The organism is Pseudomonas sp. GW821-FHT09C08, assembly GCF_059418125.1.
In genome coordinates, this window is the sequence record NZ_JBWKPG010000002.1 from 349,945 (window position 1) to 366,357 (window position 16,413).

The 16,413-nt window shown below is 61.1% G+C and carries 18 protein-coding genes; 10 read left to right on the forward strand and 8 right to left on the reverse strand.

All coding sequences use genetic code 11. From position 1 onward, the window contains the following. Window positions 1-13 precede the first annotated feature (13 nt). From AC07OJ_RS08210 to rpoS, 8 genes are all read left to right on the forward strand, one after another. A complete protein-coding gene (locus tag AC07OJ_RS08210; protein WP_010212435.1) occupies window positions 14-1,126 on the forward strand; it encodes an S-(hydroxymethyl)glutathione dehydrogenase/class III alcohol dehydrogenase in 1,113 nt (370 codons plus the stop codon). An 88-nt stretch (window positions 1,127-1,214) separates the two neighbouring features. Further along, entirely contained in the window at window positions 1,215-2,060 is an 846-nt protein-coding gene (fghA, locus tag AC07OJ_RS08215) for an S-formylglutathione hydrolase (protein ID WP_106804951.1), read from the forward strand. 54 nt (window positions 2,061-2,114) lie between these two features. Further along, window positions 2,115-2,588, forward strand: coding sequence for a 2-C-methyl-D-erythritol 2,4-cyclodiphosphate synthase (gene ispF / locus AC07OJ_RS08220; protein WP_012722614.1), 474 nt, complete (start codon window positions 2,115-2,117; stop codon window positions 2,586-2,588). Then, window positions 2,585-3,643, forward strand: a complete 1,059-nt coding sequence (gene truD / locus AC07OJ_RS08225; protein ID WP_120447788.1) for a tRNA pseudouridine(13) synthase TruD — start codon at window positions 2,585-2,587, stop codon at window positions 3,641-3,643. The genes ispF and truD overlap by 4 nt, the downstream gene beginning before the upstream one ends. Beyond that, window positions 3,631-4,380, forward strand: a complete 750-nt coding sequence (gene surE / locus AC07OJ_RS08230; RefSeq protein ID WP_495094363.1) for a 5'/3'-nucleotidase SurE — start codon at window positions 3,631-3,633, stop codon at window positions 4,378-4,380. Before truD ends, surE begins: the two co-directional genes overlap by 13 nt. Before the next feature lie 41 nt (window positions 4,381-4,421). Beyond that, window positions 4,422-5,057 carry a protein-L-isoaspartate(D-aspartate) O-methyltransferase gene (locus tag AC07OJ_RS08235; RefSeq protein ID WP_177343936.1) on the forward strand — a complete coding sequence of 212 codons (636 nt, stop codon included), beginning with the start codon at window positions 4,422-4,424 and terminating at the stop codon, window positions 5,055-5,057. A gap of 208 nt (window positions 5,058-5,265) precedes the next feature. Next, entirely contained in the window at window positions 5,266-6,102 is an 837-nt protein-coding gene (locus tag AC07OJ_RS08240; protein WP_065903043.1) for a peptidoglycan DD-metalloendopeptidase family protein, read from the forward strand. A 106-nt stretch (window positions 6,103-6,208) separates the two neighbouring features. Beyond that, complete coding sequence (gene rpoS / locus AC07OJ_RS08245) at window positions 6,209-7,213, forward strand: RNA polymerase sigma factor RpoS (protein WP_025855149.1); 1,005 nt, start codon at window positions 6,209-6,211, stop codon at window positions 7,211-7,213. A 197-nt stretch (window positions 7,214-7,410) separates the two neighbouring features. Here the strand turns inward: rpoS and AC07OJ_RS08250 are convergent, their stop codons facing one another. Next, window positions 7,411-7,620, reverse strand: coding sequence for a cold-shock protein (locus AC07OJ_RS08250; protein WP_002554837.1), 210 nt, complete (start codon window positions 7,618-7,620; stop codon window positions 7,411-7,413). 389 nt (window positions 7,621-8,009) lie between these two features. Between AC07OJ_RS08250 and dcd the strand changes: the two genes are divergently transcribed. Both dcd and AC07OJ_RS08260 read left to right on the forward strand, forming a co-directional pair. Further along, the gene (gene dcd, locus AC07OJ_RS08255; RefSeq protein ID WP_065903042.1) at window positions 8,010-8,576 is read left to right on the forward strand and encodes a dCTP deaminase; all 567 of its coding nucleotides are present in this window, start codon (window positions 8,010-8,012) and stop codon (window positions 8,574-8,576) included. A 108-nt stretch (window positions 8,577-8,684) separates the two neighbouring features. Next, window positions 8,685-8,882 (forward strand): hypothetical protein, encoded by a 198-nt coding sequence (locus tag AC07OJ_RS08260; RefSeq protein ID WP_010212420.1) that lies wholly within the window; start codon window positions 8,685-8,687, stop codon window positions 8,880-8,882. 15 nt (window positions 8,883-8,897) lie between these two features. Here the strand turns inward: AC07OJ_RS08260 and pdeM are convergent, their stop codons facing one another. From pdeM to AC07OJ_RS08295, 7 genes are all read right to left on the reverse strand, one after another. Continuing rightward, window positions 8,898-9,548: a ligase-associated DNA damage response endonuclease PdeM gene (pdeM, locus tag AC07OJ_RS08265; RefSeq protein ID WP_065903041.1), complete on the reverse strand. Its 651-nt coding sequence runs from the start codon at window positions 9,546-9,548 to the stop codon at window positions 8,898-8,900. Beyond that, entirely contained in the window at window positions 9,548-12,028 is a 2,481-nt protein-coding gene (locus tag AC07OJ_RS08270; RefSeq protein ID WP_495094364.1) for a ligase-associated DNA damage response DEXH box helicase, read from the reverse strand. The genes pdeM and AC07OJ_RS08270 overlap by 1 nt, the downstream gene beginning before the upstream one ends. A gap of 153 nt (window positions 12,029-12,181) precedes the next feature. Continuing rightward, on the reverse strand, window positions 12,182-12,946 hold the full coding sequence (locus AC07OJ_RS08275; protein WP_065903037.1) for an ABC transporter ATP-binding protein: 765 nt from the start codon (window positions 12,944-12,946) through the stop codon (window positions 12,182-12,184). 13 nt (window positions 12,947-12,959) lie between these two features. Beyond that, entirely contained in the window at window positions 12,960-14,078 is a 1,119-nt protein-coding gene (locus AC07OJ_RS08280) for a succinylglutamate desuccinylase/aspartoacylase family protein (RefSeq protein ID WP_495094365.1), read from the reverse strand. Window positions 14,079-14,087: 9 nt separating this feature from the next. Then, window positions 14,088-14,798 (reverse strand): ABC transporter permease, encoded by a 711-nt coding sequence (locus AC07OJ_RS08285; protein WP_065903025.1) that lies wholly within the window; start codon window positions 14,796-14,798, stop codon window positions 14,088-14,090. Next, window positions 14,795-15,523: an ABC transporter permease gene (locus AC07OJ_RS08290; RefSeq protein ID WP_065903023.1), complete on the reverse strand. Its 729-nt coding sequence runs from the start codon at window positions 15,521-15,523 to the stop codon at window positions 14,795-14,797. The genes AC07OJ_RS08285 and AC07OJ_RS08290 overlap by 4 nt, the downstream gene beginning before the upstream one ends. 60 nt (window positions 15,524-15,583) lie before the next feature. Then, window positions 15,584-16,363, reverse strand: coding sequence for a transporter substrate-binding domain-containing protein (locus AC07OJ_RS08295; protein ID WP_065903021.1), 780 nt, complete (start codon window positions 16,361-16,363; stop codon window positions 15,584-15,586). Window positions 16,364-16,413 lie beyond the last annotated feature (50 nt).

Sequence of the window (16,413 nt, forward strand, 5' to 3'; positions counted from 1 at the left end):
TGGAGAATCCCGGATGATCAAGTCCCGTGCCGCCGTAGCCTTCGAAGCCAAGAAGCCCCTTGAGATCGTTGAAGTGGATGTGGCCATGCCCAAGGCGGGCGAGGTGCTGTTGCGGGTGGTTGCGTCCGGTGTGTGCCATACCGATGCCTACACCCTGTCGGGCGCCGACCCGGAAGGTATCTTCCCGTCGATTCTGGGCCATGAAGGCGGTGCGGTCGTTGAAGCGATCGGCGAGGGCGTGACCTCGGTGGCCGTCGGCGATCACGTGATCCCGCTGTACACCCCGGAATGCGGCAAGTGCAAATTTTGCCTGTCGGGCAAGACCAACCTGTGCCAGGCCATTCGCTCCACTCAGGGCAAAGGCTTGATGCCTGATGGCACCACGCGCTTTTCCTACAAGGGCCAGCCGATTTTCCACTACATGGGTACCTCGACATTCTCCGAGTACACCGTGCTGCCGGAAATTTCCGTGGCAAAAATTCCTAAAGAAGCCCCATTGGAAAAAGTCTGCCTGCTCGGCTGTGGCGTCACCACGGGTATTGGTGCAGTGATCAACACCGCCAAGGTCAAGCCGGGCGACACCGTGGCCATCTTCGGTCTCGGCGGGATCGGCCTGTCGGCGGTGATCGGCGCGGTGAAGGCCAAGGCGGGTCGTATCATTGCCATCGATATCAACCCGGCCAAGTTCGAAATCGCCAAGCAACTGGGCGCCACCGACTGCATCAACCCGAAAGACTACGATCGCCCGATCCAGGACGTGATTGTCGATTTGACTGACGGCGGCGTGGACTTTTCCTTCGAGTGCATCGGCAATGTGCAACTGATGCGCGCCGCCCTCGAGTGCTGCCACAAAGGCTGGGGCGAGTCGGTGATCATCGGCGTTGCCGGTGCTGGCCAGGAAATCGCCACGCGCCCCTTCCAACTGGTGACCGGGCGCGTCTGGCGCGGTTCGGCCTTCGGTGGCGTGCGCGGCCGCAGCGAATTGCCAAGCTATGTGGAAATGGCCCAGACCGGCGAAATCCCGCTGGATACCTTCATCACCCACACCATGGGCCTGGAAGACATCAACAAGGCGTTTGACCTGATGCACGAAGGCAAGAGCATTCGTACCGTCATCCATTTCTGAAGCAGCGGCAAGCTGCAAGCGACAAGCTGAAAGTGAGCACGCCTTACTTGCAGCTGATTGCTTGCCGCTTGCAGCTGGGAGCATTCTCATGACCCTGGAAAACATCTCATGCCAGAAGAGTTTTGGTGGCTGGCATAAACGCTACAAGCATCATTCCGATGTGCTCGATTGCGACATGACTTTCGCCGTCTACCTGCCGCCGCAAGCGGAGCAGGGCGGCAAGTTGCCGGTGCTGTACTGGCTGTCCGGGCTGACCTGCACCGACGAAAACTTCATGCAGAAGGCCGGCGCCCAGCGCATGGCCGCCGAACTGGGGTTGATCATCGTCGCGCCAGATACCAGCCCGCGTGGGCCGGGTGTACCCGGTGATCCGGATAACGCCTGGGATTTTGGCCTGGGCGCGGGTTTCTATCTGAATGCCACCCAGCAACCCTGGGCCAAGCACTATCGGATGCATGACTACGTGGTGCAGGAATTGCCGGCACTGGTCGAGGCTCATTTCCCCGCATCGGATAAACGCGGGATCAGCGGGCACTCCATGGGCGGCCATGGTGCGCTGGTGTGTGCCTTGCGCAACCCCGGGCGTTACCTGTCGGTGTCGGCATTTTCGCCGATCAACAACCCGATGGATTGCCCCTGGGGCCAGAAAGCCTTCTCCCGTTACCTGGGCGAAGAGCGCTCGAAATGGCGTGAATGGGATGCTTGCGTGCTGATCAGCGAAGCCTCGCAGAAGCTGCCGCTGCTGGTAGACCAGGGCGACCGCGACGACTTCCTCGCCGTGCAACTCAAGCCGGAAGCCTTGCAGCAAGCGGCCAAGGCCGCCAACCATCCGCTGGAACTGCGCCTGCAGCCCGGCTATGACCACAGCTACTTCTTTATCGCCAGCTTCATCGAAGACCATTTGCGACACCATGGTCGTGCTTTGCTCGGTTAATGTGAGGCAAAAGTAGGTAGAATCACGCCCTGAATTAAATCGGGGCGTTTTTTTATGCGTATTGGCCACGGCTACGATGTGCACCGTTTCGCTGAAGGCGATTTCATCACCCTGGGCGGCGTGCGCATTGCACACCACCATGGGTTGCTGGCTCATTCCGACGGCGACGTTGTCCTGCATGCCTTGAGCGATGCCTTGCTCGGCGCAGCGGCGTTGGGCGATATCGGCAAGCACTTTCCGGACACCGACCCCACCTTCAAGGGGGCGGACAGCCGCGTGTTGCTGCGCCATGTGGTCGGCCTGATCCATGCCAAGGGCTGGAAGGTCGGCAACGTCGACAACACCATCGTGGCCCAGGCGCCGAAAATGGCCCCGCATATCGAATCGATGCGCGCGCTGATTGCCGCAGACCTGCAAATTGAATTGGATCAAGTCAACGTGAAAGCCACCACCACCGAAAAGCTCGGGTTTACCGGTCGTGAAGAGGGCATCGCGGTGCACTCCGTCGCCTTGTTGCTGCGCGCATGAATGACCTGCAACTGCTGGGCCCACGGGCCTACGGCGAGGCCTTGGGCAGCGCGGTCCTCAAGGCCACGGCGGAAGATTTCCAGGTGGACGAGGTGCTGGACATCCCGCTGAGCGGCGAGGGCGAGCACCTGTGGCTGTGGGTGGAAAAGCGCGGTCTGAATACCGAAGAAGCTGCGCGGCGGATTGCCAAGGCCGCTGGCGTGCCGTTGCGCACCGTCAGCTATGCCGGGCTCAAGGACCGCCAGGCGTTGACCCGCCAATGGTTCAGCGTGCAACTGCCGGGCAAGGCCGACCCGGACATGAGCGGCGCCGAAAACGACACCCTCAAGATCCTCAAGACCGGTCGGCACAAACGCAAGCTGCAGCGGGGCGCGCATTCGGCCAACGGTTTCACCTTGCGCCTGACCCAGTTGGACGGTGACACCGCCGCCATCGACGCGCGGTTGCAACTGATTGCCCAACACGGCATTCCTAACTACTTCGGCGCGCAGCGCTTTGGTCACAATGGCGGCAACGTCGCCGACGCCCGCGAATGGGCGGCGCGCAAGGCCTTGCCGGAACAGCGCAATGTGCGTTCGCGCTTGCTGTCTACCGCGCGCAGCTACCTGTTCAACAAAGTCCTGGCAGCCCGTGTGGCCGATGGTTCGTGGCAGAAGGCCCAGGTCGGCGACCTGCTGGCGTTCACCGACAGTCGCAGCTTTTTTCCGGCGGGGGAGGCGGAATGCAGCGACCCGCGCCTGGCGATTCTGGACCTGCACCCCACCGGCCCACAGTGGGGCGAGGGCGACTCACCGGCGGCGGGTGCCACCCACGCGTTGGAACAGGCGATTGCCGCCGAAGAAGCAGACCTGCGCGATTGGCTGGTGAAAGCCGGCATGAGCCAGGAACGTCGCATTCTGCGACTGCCCATTGGCGGGTTGACGTGGCATTATCCCTCGCTGGACATTCTGCAATTGGAATTCGTCCTGCCGGCCGGATGCTTCGCCACTGTCTTGGTGCGCGAGCTTGTTGATCTGGTGCCGGTGGGGCAGACGGACAACCCATGCGTATTCTGATATCAAACGATGACGGTGCCACCGCACCCGGGCTTGCCGCGCTCTATGCTGCGCTGCAGGATTATGCCGAGTGTGTGGTGGTCGCCCCCGACCAGGACAAAAGCGGCGCCAGCAGCTCGCTGACGCTCGACCGTCCGCTGCACCCGCAGGTCCTGGCCAATGGCTTTATCAGCGTCAACGGTACCCCTACCGACTGCGTGCACCTGGCAATCAACAGCCTGCTGGAGCAGGAACCGGACCTGGTGGTGTCGGGCATCAACCTCGGGGCGAACCTGGGCGATGACGTGCTGTATTCCGGTACCGTGGCGGCGGCCCTTGAAGGGCGTTTCCTGGGGCGTACCGCGTTCGCTTTTTCGTTTGCCTCACGCCAATTGGACAACCTGCCCACTGCTGCCTATTTCGCGCGCAAGCTGGTGGAGGCCCATGGTTCCCTCGACCTGCCGCCACGCACGGTGCTCAACGTCAATATTCCCAACTTGCCCCTCGACCATATTCGCGGCATCCAGCTGACGCGCCTGGGCCATCGCGCCCGTGCGGCAGCGCCATTGAAGGTGGTCGACCCGCGTGGCAAGGAAGGCTACTGGATCGCCGCTGCGGGCGACGCTGAAGATGGCGGCCCAGGCACGGACTTTCATGCGGTGATGCAAGGTTATGTTTCGATTACCCCGTTGCAACTTGATCGCACCTTCAGTGATGCCTTCAGTGGTCTCGATGGATGGCTGGAGGGCCTGCGCTGATGGCTCGTGAACAAGACGACCTGCTGCGCCGTGGCATCGGGATGACGTCCCAGCGCACCCGCGAGCGTTTGATCCAGCGCCTGTACGAGGAAGGCTTGTCCAACGCCCAGGTGCTGGAAGTGATCCGGCGCACGCCTCGGCATCTGTTTGTCGACGAGGCCCTGGCCCACCGTGCCTATGAAGACACGGCATTGCCGATCGGTCATAACCAGACTATCTCCCAACCTTATATGGTGGCTCGCATGAGCGAGCTGCTGCTGGCCGCCGGGCCGTTGGACAAGGTGCTGGAAATCGGCACCGGCTCCGGCTACCAGACCGCGGTACTGGCGCAACTGGTGGAGCGGGTGTTCTCGGTAGAACGCATCAAGGTGCTGCAGGACCGCGCCAAGGAACGCCTGGTGGAGCTGAACCTGCGCAACGTGGTGTTCCGCTGGGGTGATGGCTGGGAAGGCTGGCCGGCGCTGGCGCCGTATAACGGCATCATCGTCACCGCCGTGGCCACGGATGTGCCGCAAGCGTTGCTCGACCAACTCGCGCCGGGCGGCCGCCTGGTGATCCCGGTGGGTTCCGGCGAAGTGCAACAATTGATGCTCATTATCCGTGAGGACGACGGCTTTTCCCGGCATGTGCTGGGGGCCGTGCGATTCGTACCGTTGCTGAACGGCCCGCTGGCCTGATCATTTGTTCATGGGCAGTGAATTCTGCTGGTGAGGATGTGTCTTACGGCGGGGTTCATCGAGTCAACAAGATGAGCGGCGGCATTCAACAGGATGAATTTTTCGTTTCAGTCGTGTGCCGGTAAAAAGCCAATGCCCAGTTATACTTGCGTCATATTTCAAGCCTGATACAGGCGTTCATGTTCAGCCACCACAAAGGGAGCGGCGGGTGAGTCTCACAGGTCTTGCGCAGCGTATGAGTAAAACAAGCTTTCAGCGACTGGTGCTTGGCCTTGTCTTGAGTTCCCTGTTGGCGGCGTGCTCCAGCTCGCCAAGCAGCGGCGCGCGGGTGGTTGACCGTAATAGCGCAGTGCCGCAAAAGCCGACGGTCACCACTGGCCAGTACGTGGTTCGCAAAGGCGACACACTGTTCTCGATTGCCTTCCGCTATGGCTGGGACTACAAGGCGCTTGCAGCTCGCAACAATATTCCTGTGCCGTATACGATACATCCGGGTCAGACCATTCGCTTCGATGGCCGCACCGGTTCAACGCCTACGGCAGTGGTGACAAACAGCGGATCTTCGCCGTCGTCTTCGAGCAAGACCACCATCATCACCCGGCCTGCAGGCACCGCCGCGCCTACGGTTGCGAGCAAGCCGGCACCCGCGCCGCTGCCGCCGGCAGGGCCTGCACCGACCGGTTGGGGGTGGCCTTCAAACGGGGTATTGATTGGAAAATTCTCTTCAAACGGTAGTTTGAATAAAGGCATTGATATCGCCGGAGATTTGGGACAGCCTGTTTTAGCTGCGTCTGATGGGACAGTGGTGTACGCCGGGAGTGGTTTACGGGGCTACGGCGAGCTGGTCATCATCAAACACAGCGATACCTACGTCAGTGCCTACGGTCACAACCGCAGGCTGTTGGTTCGGGAGGGGCAGCAGGTCAAAGTCGGACAGACAATTGCCGAAATGGGGTCAACTGGTACAGACCGGGTGAAACTGCACTTTGAGATTCGCCGTCAGGGGAAGCCCGTAGATCCGCTGCAATTCCTACCCCGTCGTTGATGTGTTGCACAGCCTGTTCCCTCACGTAGAAGGAACAGGCTCCAGCGTTGCCAAGGATAAAGGCGTCGCTTGAGCTTGAGGTCGAACTCACCAAAGGACTATAACAATGGCTCTCAGTAAAGAAGCGCCGGAGTTTGACATCGACGATGAGGTTCTCCTTATGGAGACCGGTATCGCTACGGAATCGATGTCGAATGAGGGACCTGCTGTACCTTCAGTTCGTACCAAATCCAAGAACTCCACCGCGTTAAAGCAACACAAATACATTGACTACACCCGGGCGCTCGACGCGACCCAGCTGTACCTCAATGAAATCGGCTTTTCCCCCCTGCTGACCCCCGAAGAAGAAGTCCATTTTGCGCGCTTGTCGCAAAAGGGCGATCCGGCTGGGCGCAAGCGCATGATTGAAAGCAACCTGCGACTGGTGGTGAAAATCGCCCGACGCTACGTCAATCGTGGGCTGTCGCTGTTGGACCTGATCGAGGAAGGCAACCTGGGCTTGATCCGGGCCGTGGAGAAGTTCGACCCTGAGCGGGGCTTCCGCTTCTCAACCTATGCCACCTGGTGGATTCGCCAGACCATCGAACGGGCGATCATGAATCAGACCCGCACGATCCGGCTGCCAATCCATGTGGTCAAGGAGCTCAACGTCTACCTGCGGGCGGCGCGTGAGCTGACACAAAAACTCGATCATGAACCCTCGCCCGAAGAAATCGCCAACCTGCTGGAAAAACCGGTAGGGGAGGTCAAGCGCATGCTGGGCCTTAACGAGCGGGTGTCTTCGGTCGACGTCTCGCTGGGTCCGGATTCGGATAAAACCCTGCTGGACACCCTGACGGATGATCGTCCTACAGATCCTTGCGAGCTGTTGCAGGACGATGACCTGTCCCAAAGCATTGACCAGTGGTTGTCGGAGCTCACGGACAAGCAGCGTGAGGTGGTGATCCGCCGCTTCGGCCTGCGTGGCCACGAGAGCAGCACCCTGGAGGATGTAGGCCTGGAGATCGGCCTGACCCGTGAGCGGGTGCGGCAGATCCAGGTAGAAGGGCTCAAGCGCTTGCGTGAGATCCTGGAGAAGAATGGCTTGTCGAGTGAGTCGTTGTTCCAATAGGCGGCGCAGGACGAAATGTGGGAGCGGGCTTGCTCGCGAATGCGCAGTATCAGTAGGCAGATGTGCTGACTGATCCAGCGCTTTCGCGAGCAAGCCCGCTCCCACATTGCTTTGTGCGCGGCATCACAGCACCAAATTGCAGGCATAAAAAAACCCCGCTTTTGAGGGCGGGGTTTTTTCGACTAAGTCAGTACAAGTTAGATAACTTGAACTTCTTCAGCTTGCATGCCTTTCTGACCGCGGGTAGCGATGAAAGAAACCTGTTGGCCTTCTTTCAGGCTTTTGAAGCCGTCGGATTGGATAGCTTTGAAGTGAACGAACAGGTCGTCACCGGATTGTGGAGTGATGAAGCCGAAGCCTTTTTCATCGTTGAACCACTTAACGGTACCAGTTTGGCGATTAGACATGGTGTATCTCCTTGGACAAAGTTAACTGCGACTCAGGAAAAGCCCTGGCCGAGACTGAGTGCAAAGAGCAGGAAAAATTCTTGGAGATGGTTGGATCGAAATTCAACATATCGTGTAGAGATTCTCAGTGACACAAGCAGCACAGTGGCGCCACCTTAACCCTTTTTCCGGGACGTGCCAATGGTATTTCCGAAGGTTTCTCTATTTTCGTGACTGGCGGTGGTATTTACCGCCACCAGCGCCTGCAACCCGGGTCCCGGCCCCGCTGGCCGCGACTTACAGGAGCGTGCGCATTCATCAACAAATCCCCCACGCCCTTTGAACCCCAACGCTGGCCCCGGTAAGATGCCCCACAGAATTTTTCCACCTCGCTATTCAGGACACCCGCCATGAGCATCAAATCGGACAAGTGGATTCGCCGCATGGCGCAAGAGCACGGCATGATCGAGCCCTTCGTAGAGCGCCAGATGCGTGGCGAAGGCGCTGAACGCCTGATTTCCTACGGGGTTTCCAGCTACGGCTACGATGTGCGTTGCGCCGATGAATTCAAGGTGTTCACCAATATCAATTCGGCGACCGTCGATCCGAAAAACTTCGACGAAAAAAGCTTCGTCGACGTGAAGAGCGACGTGTGCATCATCCCGCCAAACTCCTTCGCCCTGGCGCGTACCGTGGAGTTTTTCCGCATTCCGCGCGACGTGTTGACCATCTGCCTGGGCAAGAGCACCTACGCTCGCTGCGGCATTATCGTCAACGTGACGCCGCTCGAGCCTGAGTGGGAAGGTCACGTGACCCTGGAATTCTCCAACACCACCACGCTGCCGGCGAAGATCTACGCCAACGAAGGCGTGGCGCAGATGCTGTTCCTGCAGTCCGATGAGGCCTGTGAAGTGTCCTACAAGGACCGTGGCGGCAAGTACCAGGGCCAGCGTGGCGTGACCTTGCCGCGCGCTTGATCGAAAGGTCCTACACGCCAAGGGAATTAGTCTGCAGAAAGTGACTCTATTGGGTGTACTGCCTCGGCGCGTGCAAGACGCGCCGGGCCACGCTTGAGGAGTACTTTTATGAAGATCGACCCGCGAATCAGCGCCGAACTTGCCCGGCTTGAACCCAACCAGATTGGTGTTCTGGCCTGGTCACTGATGGCCGATCCCGCCTACGCAGGCGGCATCCCCGGCCAACCCGAGCCGGATTACCCCCAGCCGACCGAGCCCGGTGAACCGACCCTTCCGGACGAGCCACCGCCCGCGCCTGTCGCCTGATAACTGGGAGGCCGGTCAACGCACTGGCCATACCTCGTGATCACCGATCACAAAGATCCGGTGGTCATTGTCCTGCTCCACCGCATAACCCCCCGTAAACGCCCCGAACGCCGGCAACAGGCTGACGCGGCTACCCAGTTGGAAGCACGGCAGGCGCAAGCGTTGCCGGCCTTTGCCGCGCAAGTGATACACCGGGTGCACATGACCCGCGAGTACATGGTGGCTGGCATGCGCATCCGGTTCGTGTTGCAGTGCGAATGGCCCCATCAGCAGCGGCTCCGCGACCACCTCGATGTCCAAGTCCGCCGGCGGATCGCCTGCGCGCTTGTCGTGATTGCCGCGAATCAAGGTCAGGTGCAGCCCTGTATGGCGTTCACGCCACGCCCGCAAGGCGCCCAGCGTGCCACTGGCATGCGAGCCGGGGCCGTGCAGGAAGTCGCCCAGGAAGATCACGCGGGCGCAGGTAAAGGCCGCTAACAGCCGATCCAGTCTTTGCAGGTTCTCGGTGGTAGTCCCCTGTGGCACCGGTTGCCCGAGGCTGCGGTAGGCCGAGGCCTTGCCGAAATGCGCATCGGCGATCAGCAAACACTGGCGCGCAGGCCAATACACGGCCTTGTCCGCCAGCAGCCATAACGTTTCACCTTCCAATTGCACGGTGTAATACATCAAGCCTTCCCATTATCCGCGACTTTCTCCAGGTCCTTGACCATCCGCGCGATGCGCTCGGAGAGTTTTTCCGAACTCATGCTTTCACGCATCCGTTCCACCAACAGCGGAAAGGCCAGCGGTGTCGGCCGTTCGATCACGTGCAAGTCCAGTTGCAGCGCCGACAGACGCCGCAGTGTCTGTTCCAGCCGACGAATATCCAACTCATCACGCAGGACTTCTTCCCCGGCCTGGGTCAGCAACAGGTTCTGCGGGTCATATTGCTTGAATACCTCGAAGAACAGGCCGCTGGACGCCTGTACCTGGCGTGTACTTTTCGGCGCGCCGGGGTAACCGGCAAACACCAGTCCGGCGATCCGCGCAATCTCGCGAAAGCGGCGCAGGGCGAGTTCGCCGGCGTTCAGGCTGGCCACGACGTCGGCCAGCAAGTCTGCCGGGCTCAGCAATGCCTCATTCAGCAGGGCAGGCCACTCCACCGGTGTCGCGCTCAGCAGTTCCAAGCCGTAATCATTCACTGCAATCGAGAAGGTCACGGGTTGGCGTTGGCTGACCCGCCATGCCAACAGGCTCGCCAGGCCCAAGTGCACCTGGCGCCCGGCAAACGGGTAGAGAAACAGGTGCCACCCCTCGCGTGATTTCAGGGCTTCGGCCAACAACCCGTCGTGCGTGGGCAGGCCGGACCAGCGCAACTGTGTCTGCAACAAGGGTTGCACCGCGCGCATTTCCGGGCCGTCGTAGTGCCCGCGCGCCGCAGCGTCGAAGCGTTCCACCACGGCTTGCGCCAACTCGTTGGAAAGCGGCATGCGCCCGCCATTCCAGCGCGGTACTGCGGCTTTTTTGGCGCTGCTGCGACGTACATAGGCGGTCATGTTTTCCACCCGGACCAGCTCCAGCAAGCGCCCGGCAAACAGGAACCCATCACCCGGCTTGAGGCGCGCGATGAAGCCTTCTTCGACACTGCCGAGGTTCTTGCCGCCGCCGCCCTTGCTCCAGAATTTCAGCTGGATGCTGGCGTCGCTGACGATGGTGCCCACGCTCATGCGATGCCGGCGCGCGAGCCTGGCGTCGGGGACGCGCCAGATGCCGTGTTCGTCGGGCTCCACGCGGCGGTAGTCCGGGTAGGCAGTCAGCGACAGCCCGCCATGGCGCACAAAGCCCAGGGCCCAGGCCCAATCGGCCTCGGTCAGGTCGCGATAGGCCCAGGCACCGCGCACTTCCGCCAGCAGTGCATCGGGGGTGAAGCCACCGCCCAGCGCCATGCTCACCAAGTGCTGTACGAGTACATCCAGCGGCTTGTGCGGCGATTCCCGCGCTTCGATGTGCCGCTGCGCAATGGCATCCTGGGCGGCGGCGGCTTCCACCAGTTCCAGGCTGTGGGTCGGCACCAGCGTCACCCGCGATGACCGCCCCGGCGCGTGGCCCGAGCGCCCGGCGCGTTGCATCAGCCGCGCCACGCCTTTGGCCGAGCCAATCTGCAGGACTCGCTCCACTGGCAGAAAATCCACCCCCAGGTCCAGGCTCGAGGTGCACACCACGGCCTTGAGCTGCCCGTCCTTGAGTGCGCGCTCGACCCAGTCACGCGTCTCCCGGGACAGTGAGCCATGGTGCAGGGCAATCAAGCCGGCCCAGTCCGGGCGCGCCTCGAGCAACGCCTGGTACCAGATTTCCGATTGCGCGCGGGTATTGGTGAATACCAGGCAACTGCTGCTGGTTTCCACTTCGGCCACTACCTGCGGCAACATTTTCAAGCCGATATGCCCGGCCCAGGGGAAGCGTTCCGCGACGGGCGGCAACAAGGTGTCGACCAACAGCTGCTTGGCTGTCTGCCCCTGCACGTTGATCCCGCCACCTTGTGGGACCAATACCTCCAAGGCGTGAGCCTGATTACCCAGCGTTGCCGAAATCCCCCATACCATCAGCTCGGGATGCCAACGCCGCAGCCGTGCCAGCGCCAGCTGCAGTTGCACGCCGCGCTTGTTGCCGATCAGCTCATGCCATTCATCCACCACCACCATGCGCAGGTGCGCCAGGCTCACTTCGCTGTCCGCGCGGGCGAGCATCAGGGTCAGGCTTTCCGGGGTGGTGACCAGCGCGGTGGGCTGTCGGCGTGTCTGGCGTGCACGCTCGCTGCTGCTGGTGTCGCCGGTGCGCAGGCCGATGCTCCAGGGAATCTGCAAGGCCTCGAGCGGTGCTTCGAGTGCGCGGGCGGTATCGGCGGCCAACGCCCGCATGGGCGTGATCCACAGCACCGTCAAAGGCTCTGCGGGCGCTTTGCGTTTGCCGCTGGCCGGCGGGCGAGTGATGGCGAAGCGATTCAGGGCGGCAAACCACAGCGCATAGGTTTTTCCCGCACCAGTGCTGGCATGCAGCAAGCCGGACTGGCCTGCCTTGACGGCAGCCCACACCGCTTTCTGGAAGGCGAACGGTTTCCAGCCCTTGGCGGCGAACCATGTTTTGGCGAAGTCGTGGGGTTTTGCCATGCGACGGCTGACACTCTGGAAGGCCTATTCCACAGACCTTCACCGAGCATCAAAGGTTTAACGCAATCCTTGCAGGCGCGTCGCACCGCGGCGAGGGTGGCGCAAAGATCGCCGCAGGGCTCAAGGCGCTATCGCCAGGCGGTTCCTACACGTTTACTTCAGGTTGCCGCTGAGAAATTGCTGCAGCCGCTCGCTTTTCGGATTGCCCAGCACATCCGCCGGCGCACCTTGCTCTTCCACCAAGCCCTTGTGCAAAAACAGCACCTGGCTCGACACCTTGCGCGCGAAGCTCATCTCATGGGTCACCATGATCATGGTGCGGCCTTCTTCGGCCAGGCCCTGGATCACCTTCAATACCTCGCCCACCAGCTCCGGGTCGAGGGCTGAGGTAGGTTCGTCAAACAGCATCACTTCTGGCTCCATGGCCAGGGCGCGGGCGATGGCCACCCGTTGCTGCTGGCCACCGGAGAGAAAGGCCGGGTATTGATCGGCCACGCGTGCCGGCAGGCCGACCTTGTCGAGGTAGCGACGGGCACGGTCTTCGGCGTCCTTCTTGCTGCAACCCAGCACCCGGCGCGGGGCCATGGTGATGTTTTCCAGCACGCTCATGTGGCTCCACAGGTTGAAGTGCTGGAACACCATCGCCAGGCGTGTGCGCAGGCGCTGCAGTTCGGCATCGTCAGCCACGCGCATGCCATGGCGGTCGCTGACCATGCGGATCGGCTGGCCGTCGAGGGTCATGGCGCCGTCGTTGGGGGTTTCCAGGAAGTTGATGCAGCGCAAAAAGGTGCTCTTGCCGGAGCCGCTGGCGCCGATCAGGCTGATTACGTCACCGGTCTTGGCCTTGAGCGAGACACCTTTGAGCACTTCATTGTCGCCATAGCTTTTATGCAGGCCTTCAACGGTCAATTTGTACATGGGGCGTGCATCCTCAAGGCGAAAGTAGATAGCCGCTACGGTAGGCCTCTGAGCCGGCGACATGGCCGATGACCATCCCGGCAGTGGCCATGCGGCGTAGCGAACGGGCGTAAAGCAGGCCGGCCTTCTGGCAGTGCACAGGCGTTACGCGGTCGGTAATGGGGTCGATGATGTCGGCGATCAGTTGCCCGGCCTCCAGGTATTCCCCCGGCAGGGCGCTGAACACCAGCAGGCCGCCCACCGGTGTCGCCACCGGTTCGACGCCTGCCAGCGGCGTGGCGGGGTAGGGCAGCGCCGGCAGCGGGGCGGCTTCGCCCTCGATCGCGCCGAAGTGGATCAGGTAATCGATGATCGCCTGGCAATCGAGGCTGGCCAGGCCATGGTTGACGTCGCCCTGGCCACGCAGCTCGACGGTGACGGAAAAGCTGCCCATCGGGATCGGGAAGCGCTCGCCGAAACGCTGCTGCAATTGCCACCACACCAGTGTGAAACACTCATCGAAGGATTGCCCGCCGGAATCGGTGGCGAGCAAGTTGGCTTCCGAGCCGAGATAGCGCGCCAGCGGCTCGACCTGCGGCCACGCCTCGGGCGTGGTGTACAGGTGCGCAACGGCTTCGAAATCGCAATGCAGGTCGAGCACCATGTCGGCATCGCAGGCCAGGCGTTGCAGCACCAGGCGCTGGGAATGCAGCTGGGTCTCGGCGGTTTGCGCGGCCAGGGCGTTGGACAGCGCGGTGCGGATCAGTTCGACGTTGTGCCGCGGATCATCCCCGAGTGACGCTTCGACCTGGTTACCCACCGCGTCACTGAGGTCGACAAACAAGCGATTGAAGTTCTGCCCGCTTTCCAGCTCGTAGCGGCCCAGCGGAATATCCATCAACACCTGTTCCAGGCCCACCGGGTTGGCGATCGGCACCAGCACGATTTCGCTGCGCAGGCGCCCGGCGGCCTCCAGTTGCGCCAGGCGCAGCTTGAGGTGCCAGGCCACCAGCATGCCGGGCATTTCATCGGCATGCAGCGACGACTGGATGTAGATCTTGCCTTCAGCCTGTTCCGGGCCGAAGTGGAAACTGTGAATCTGCCGCGCCGTGCCAGGCACCGGCGCGATCAGTTCATGAATCTGATGACGCATGAAGGCTCCTTAATGACTCGGCCCGAGGAAGGCCAGCCAGCGGCGCTCCGCCAGACGAAACAGGCCGACCAGGGCAAAGGTCACTGTCAGATAGATCAGCGCGGCGATGCCGAAGGATTGGAAGGTCATGTAGGTCGCCGAGTTGGCGTCCCGTGCGACCTTGAGAATGTCGGGCACTGTCGCGGTAAACGCCACGGTGGTCGAGTGCAGCATCAGGATCACTTCATTGCTGTAGTACGGCAACGAGCGGCGCAGGGCCGAGGGCATGATCACATACGCATACAACTTCCAGCCGCTGAGGCCATAGGCCTTGGCGGCCTCGACTTCGCCGTGGGCCATGCTGCGGATCGAACCGGCGAAAATCTCGGTGGTGTAGGCGCAGGTGTTGAGGGCAAAGGCCAGGATCGTGCAGTTCATCGCATCGCGAAAAAATGCGTCCAGCACCGGCTGCGCGCGCACCGCGGCGATGCTGTAGATGCCGGTGTAGCAGATCAGCAACTGGATATAGAGCGGCGTGCCACGAAACAGGTAGGTGTAGAACTGCACCGGCCAACGCACCAGGCGATTGCGCGAGACGCGGGCGATGGACAGCGGGATCGAGACCAGGAAACCAATCACCAGCGAGGCGCTGAGCAGCCACATGGTCATTGCCAGCCCGGTGATGTGCTGGCCGTCGCTGTACAGGAAGGGGCGCCAGTATTGCTGCAGGAGTTCGATCATCGCACGGCCTCCCGGGACCCAGCGGAGTAGCGGCGTTCAAGCCGACGCAGGACGAAATTGGATGCACTGGTGATCAGCAGGTAGATAAACGCCGCGATGACCAGGAAGTAAAACAGTTGATAGGTGCTCTTGCCGGCATCCTGGGCGGCCTTGACCAGGTCCGCGAGACCAATGATCGATACCAGCGCCGTGGCCTTGAGCATGACCATCCAGTTATTGCCGATGCCCGGCAGGGCAAAACGCATCATCTGCGGAAAGGTCACGAAGCGAAACCGCTGCCCGCGACTCAGCCCGTAGGCGGTTGCAGCTTCCAACTGGCCACGCGGGACCGCGAGGATCGCACCGCGAAATGTCTCGGTGAAGTAGGCACCGTAGATGAAGCCCAGGGTGATCACCCCGGCGCTGAATGGGTCGATCTCGATGTAGTCCCATTCCATGAAGTCGGTCAAACCGGTCAGCCAGATTTGCAGGCTGTAGAAAATCAGCAGCATCAGTACCAGGTCAGGTACGCCGCGAATCAAGGTGGTGTAGAGCTGGGCGGGAATACGGATCAAGCTGACGCTGGACAGTTTCGCGCTGGCCCCAATCAGGCCGAGCAGGACACTGACAGCCAGGGAGGCGACCGAGAGTTTTACGGTCATCCACGTCCCTTGGAGCAACAGCGGGCCGAACCCCTTCAAACTGAAGGCGCCCAGCCCCAGGGTTTGCAAAAGATCTTCAAACATGAATTCAGGACCTAATGGCGATAAAAAAGCGCCCACCGCAAACCGGTGGGCGCCAGGGTGTTATTTACCGCTGTAGAGGTTCAGATCGCCGAAGTGTTTCTTCTGGATGGTGGCGTAGGTGCCATCATCGTGTAACGCTTTGATACCTTTATCGAGCAAGGCCTTGAGGTCTTTGTTACCTTTTTTGATACCGACCGCAGTTTTCGACGGCAGCAAAGGGTCGTCGATAGCCTTGCTGACTTCGTAGTCAGCGCCGGCCGGCGACTTCAAGAAGCCCAGTTCGGCTTGCAGCATGTCCTGCACGGACGCATCCAGACGGCCGGAGGTCAGGTCGGCGTACACCTGGTCCTGGTTGGCGTAGGCCTTGGTGGTCACACCGGCTTTGTCCAGCACAGCCTTGGCGTAGGCTTCCTGGATAGTGCCTTGCTCGTAGCCCACCGATTTGCCCTTGAGGGACTCAGGCGTGGAGTAGTTCGCGCCTTTTTTGAACACCAGGGAGGTCGGGCCGGAGAACAGCTCGCTGGAGAAGTCGATCGCCTTCTCACGGGCTTCGGTCACGGTCATCGACGAAATCACGCCGTCGAATTTGTTGGCGTTCAGGCCTGGAATCATGCCGTCGAAGTCACTTTCGACCCACTTGCACTTCACTTTCAGCTCGGCGCAGATCGCATTGCCCAGGTCGATATCGAAGCCCACCAGGCTGCCGTCGGCGGCCTTGGATTCGAATGGCGCGTAGGACGGATCGACACCAAAACGCAGTTCCTTGTATTCCTTGGCCAACGCAGTACCAGCGGCCATGCACAGAGCCAGTGCAGAAAGGGTCAGCAATGCTTTTTTCATTATGTAATCCCTGGAAACCAAGATAAGCGCTTGTGGCGCGTTTAGGACTG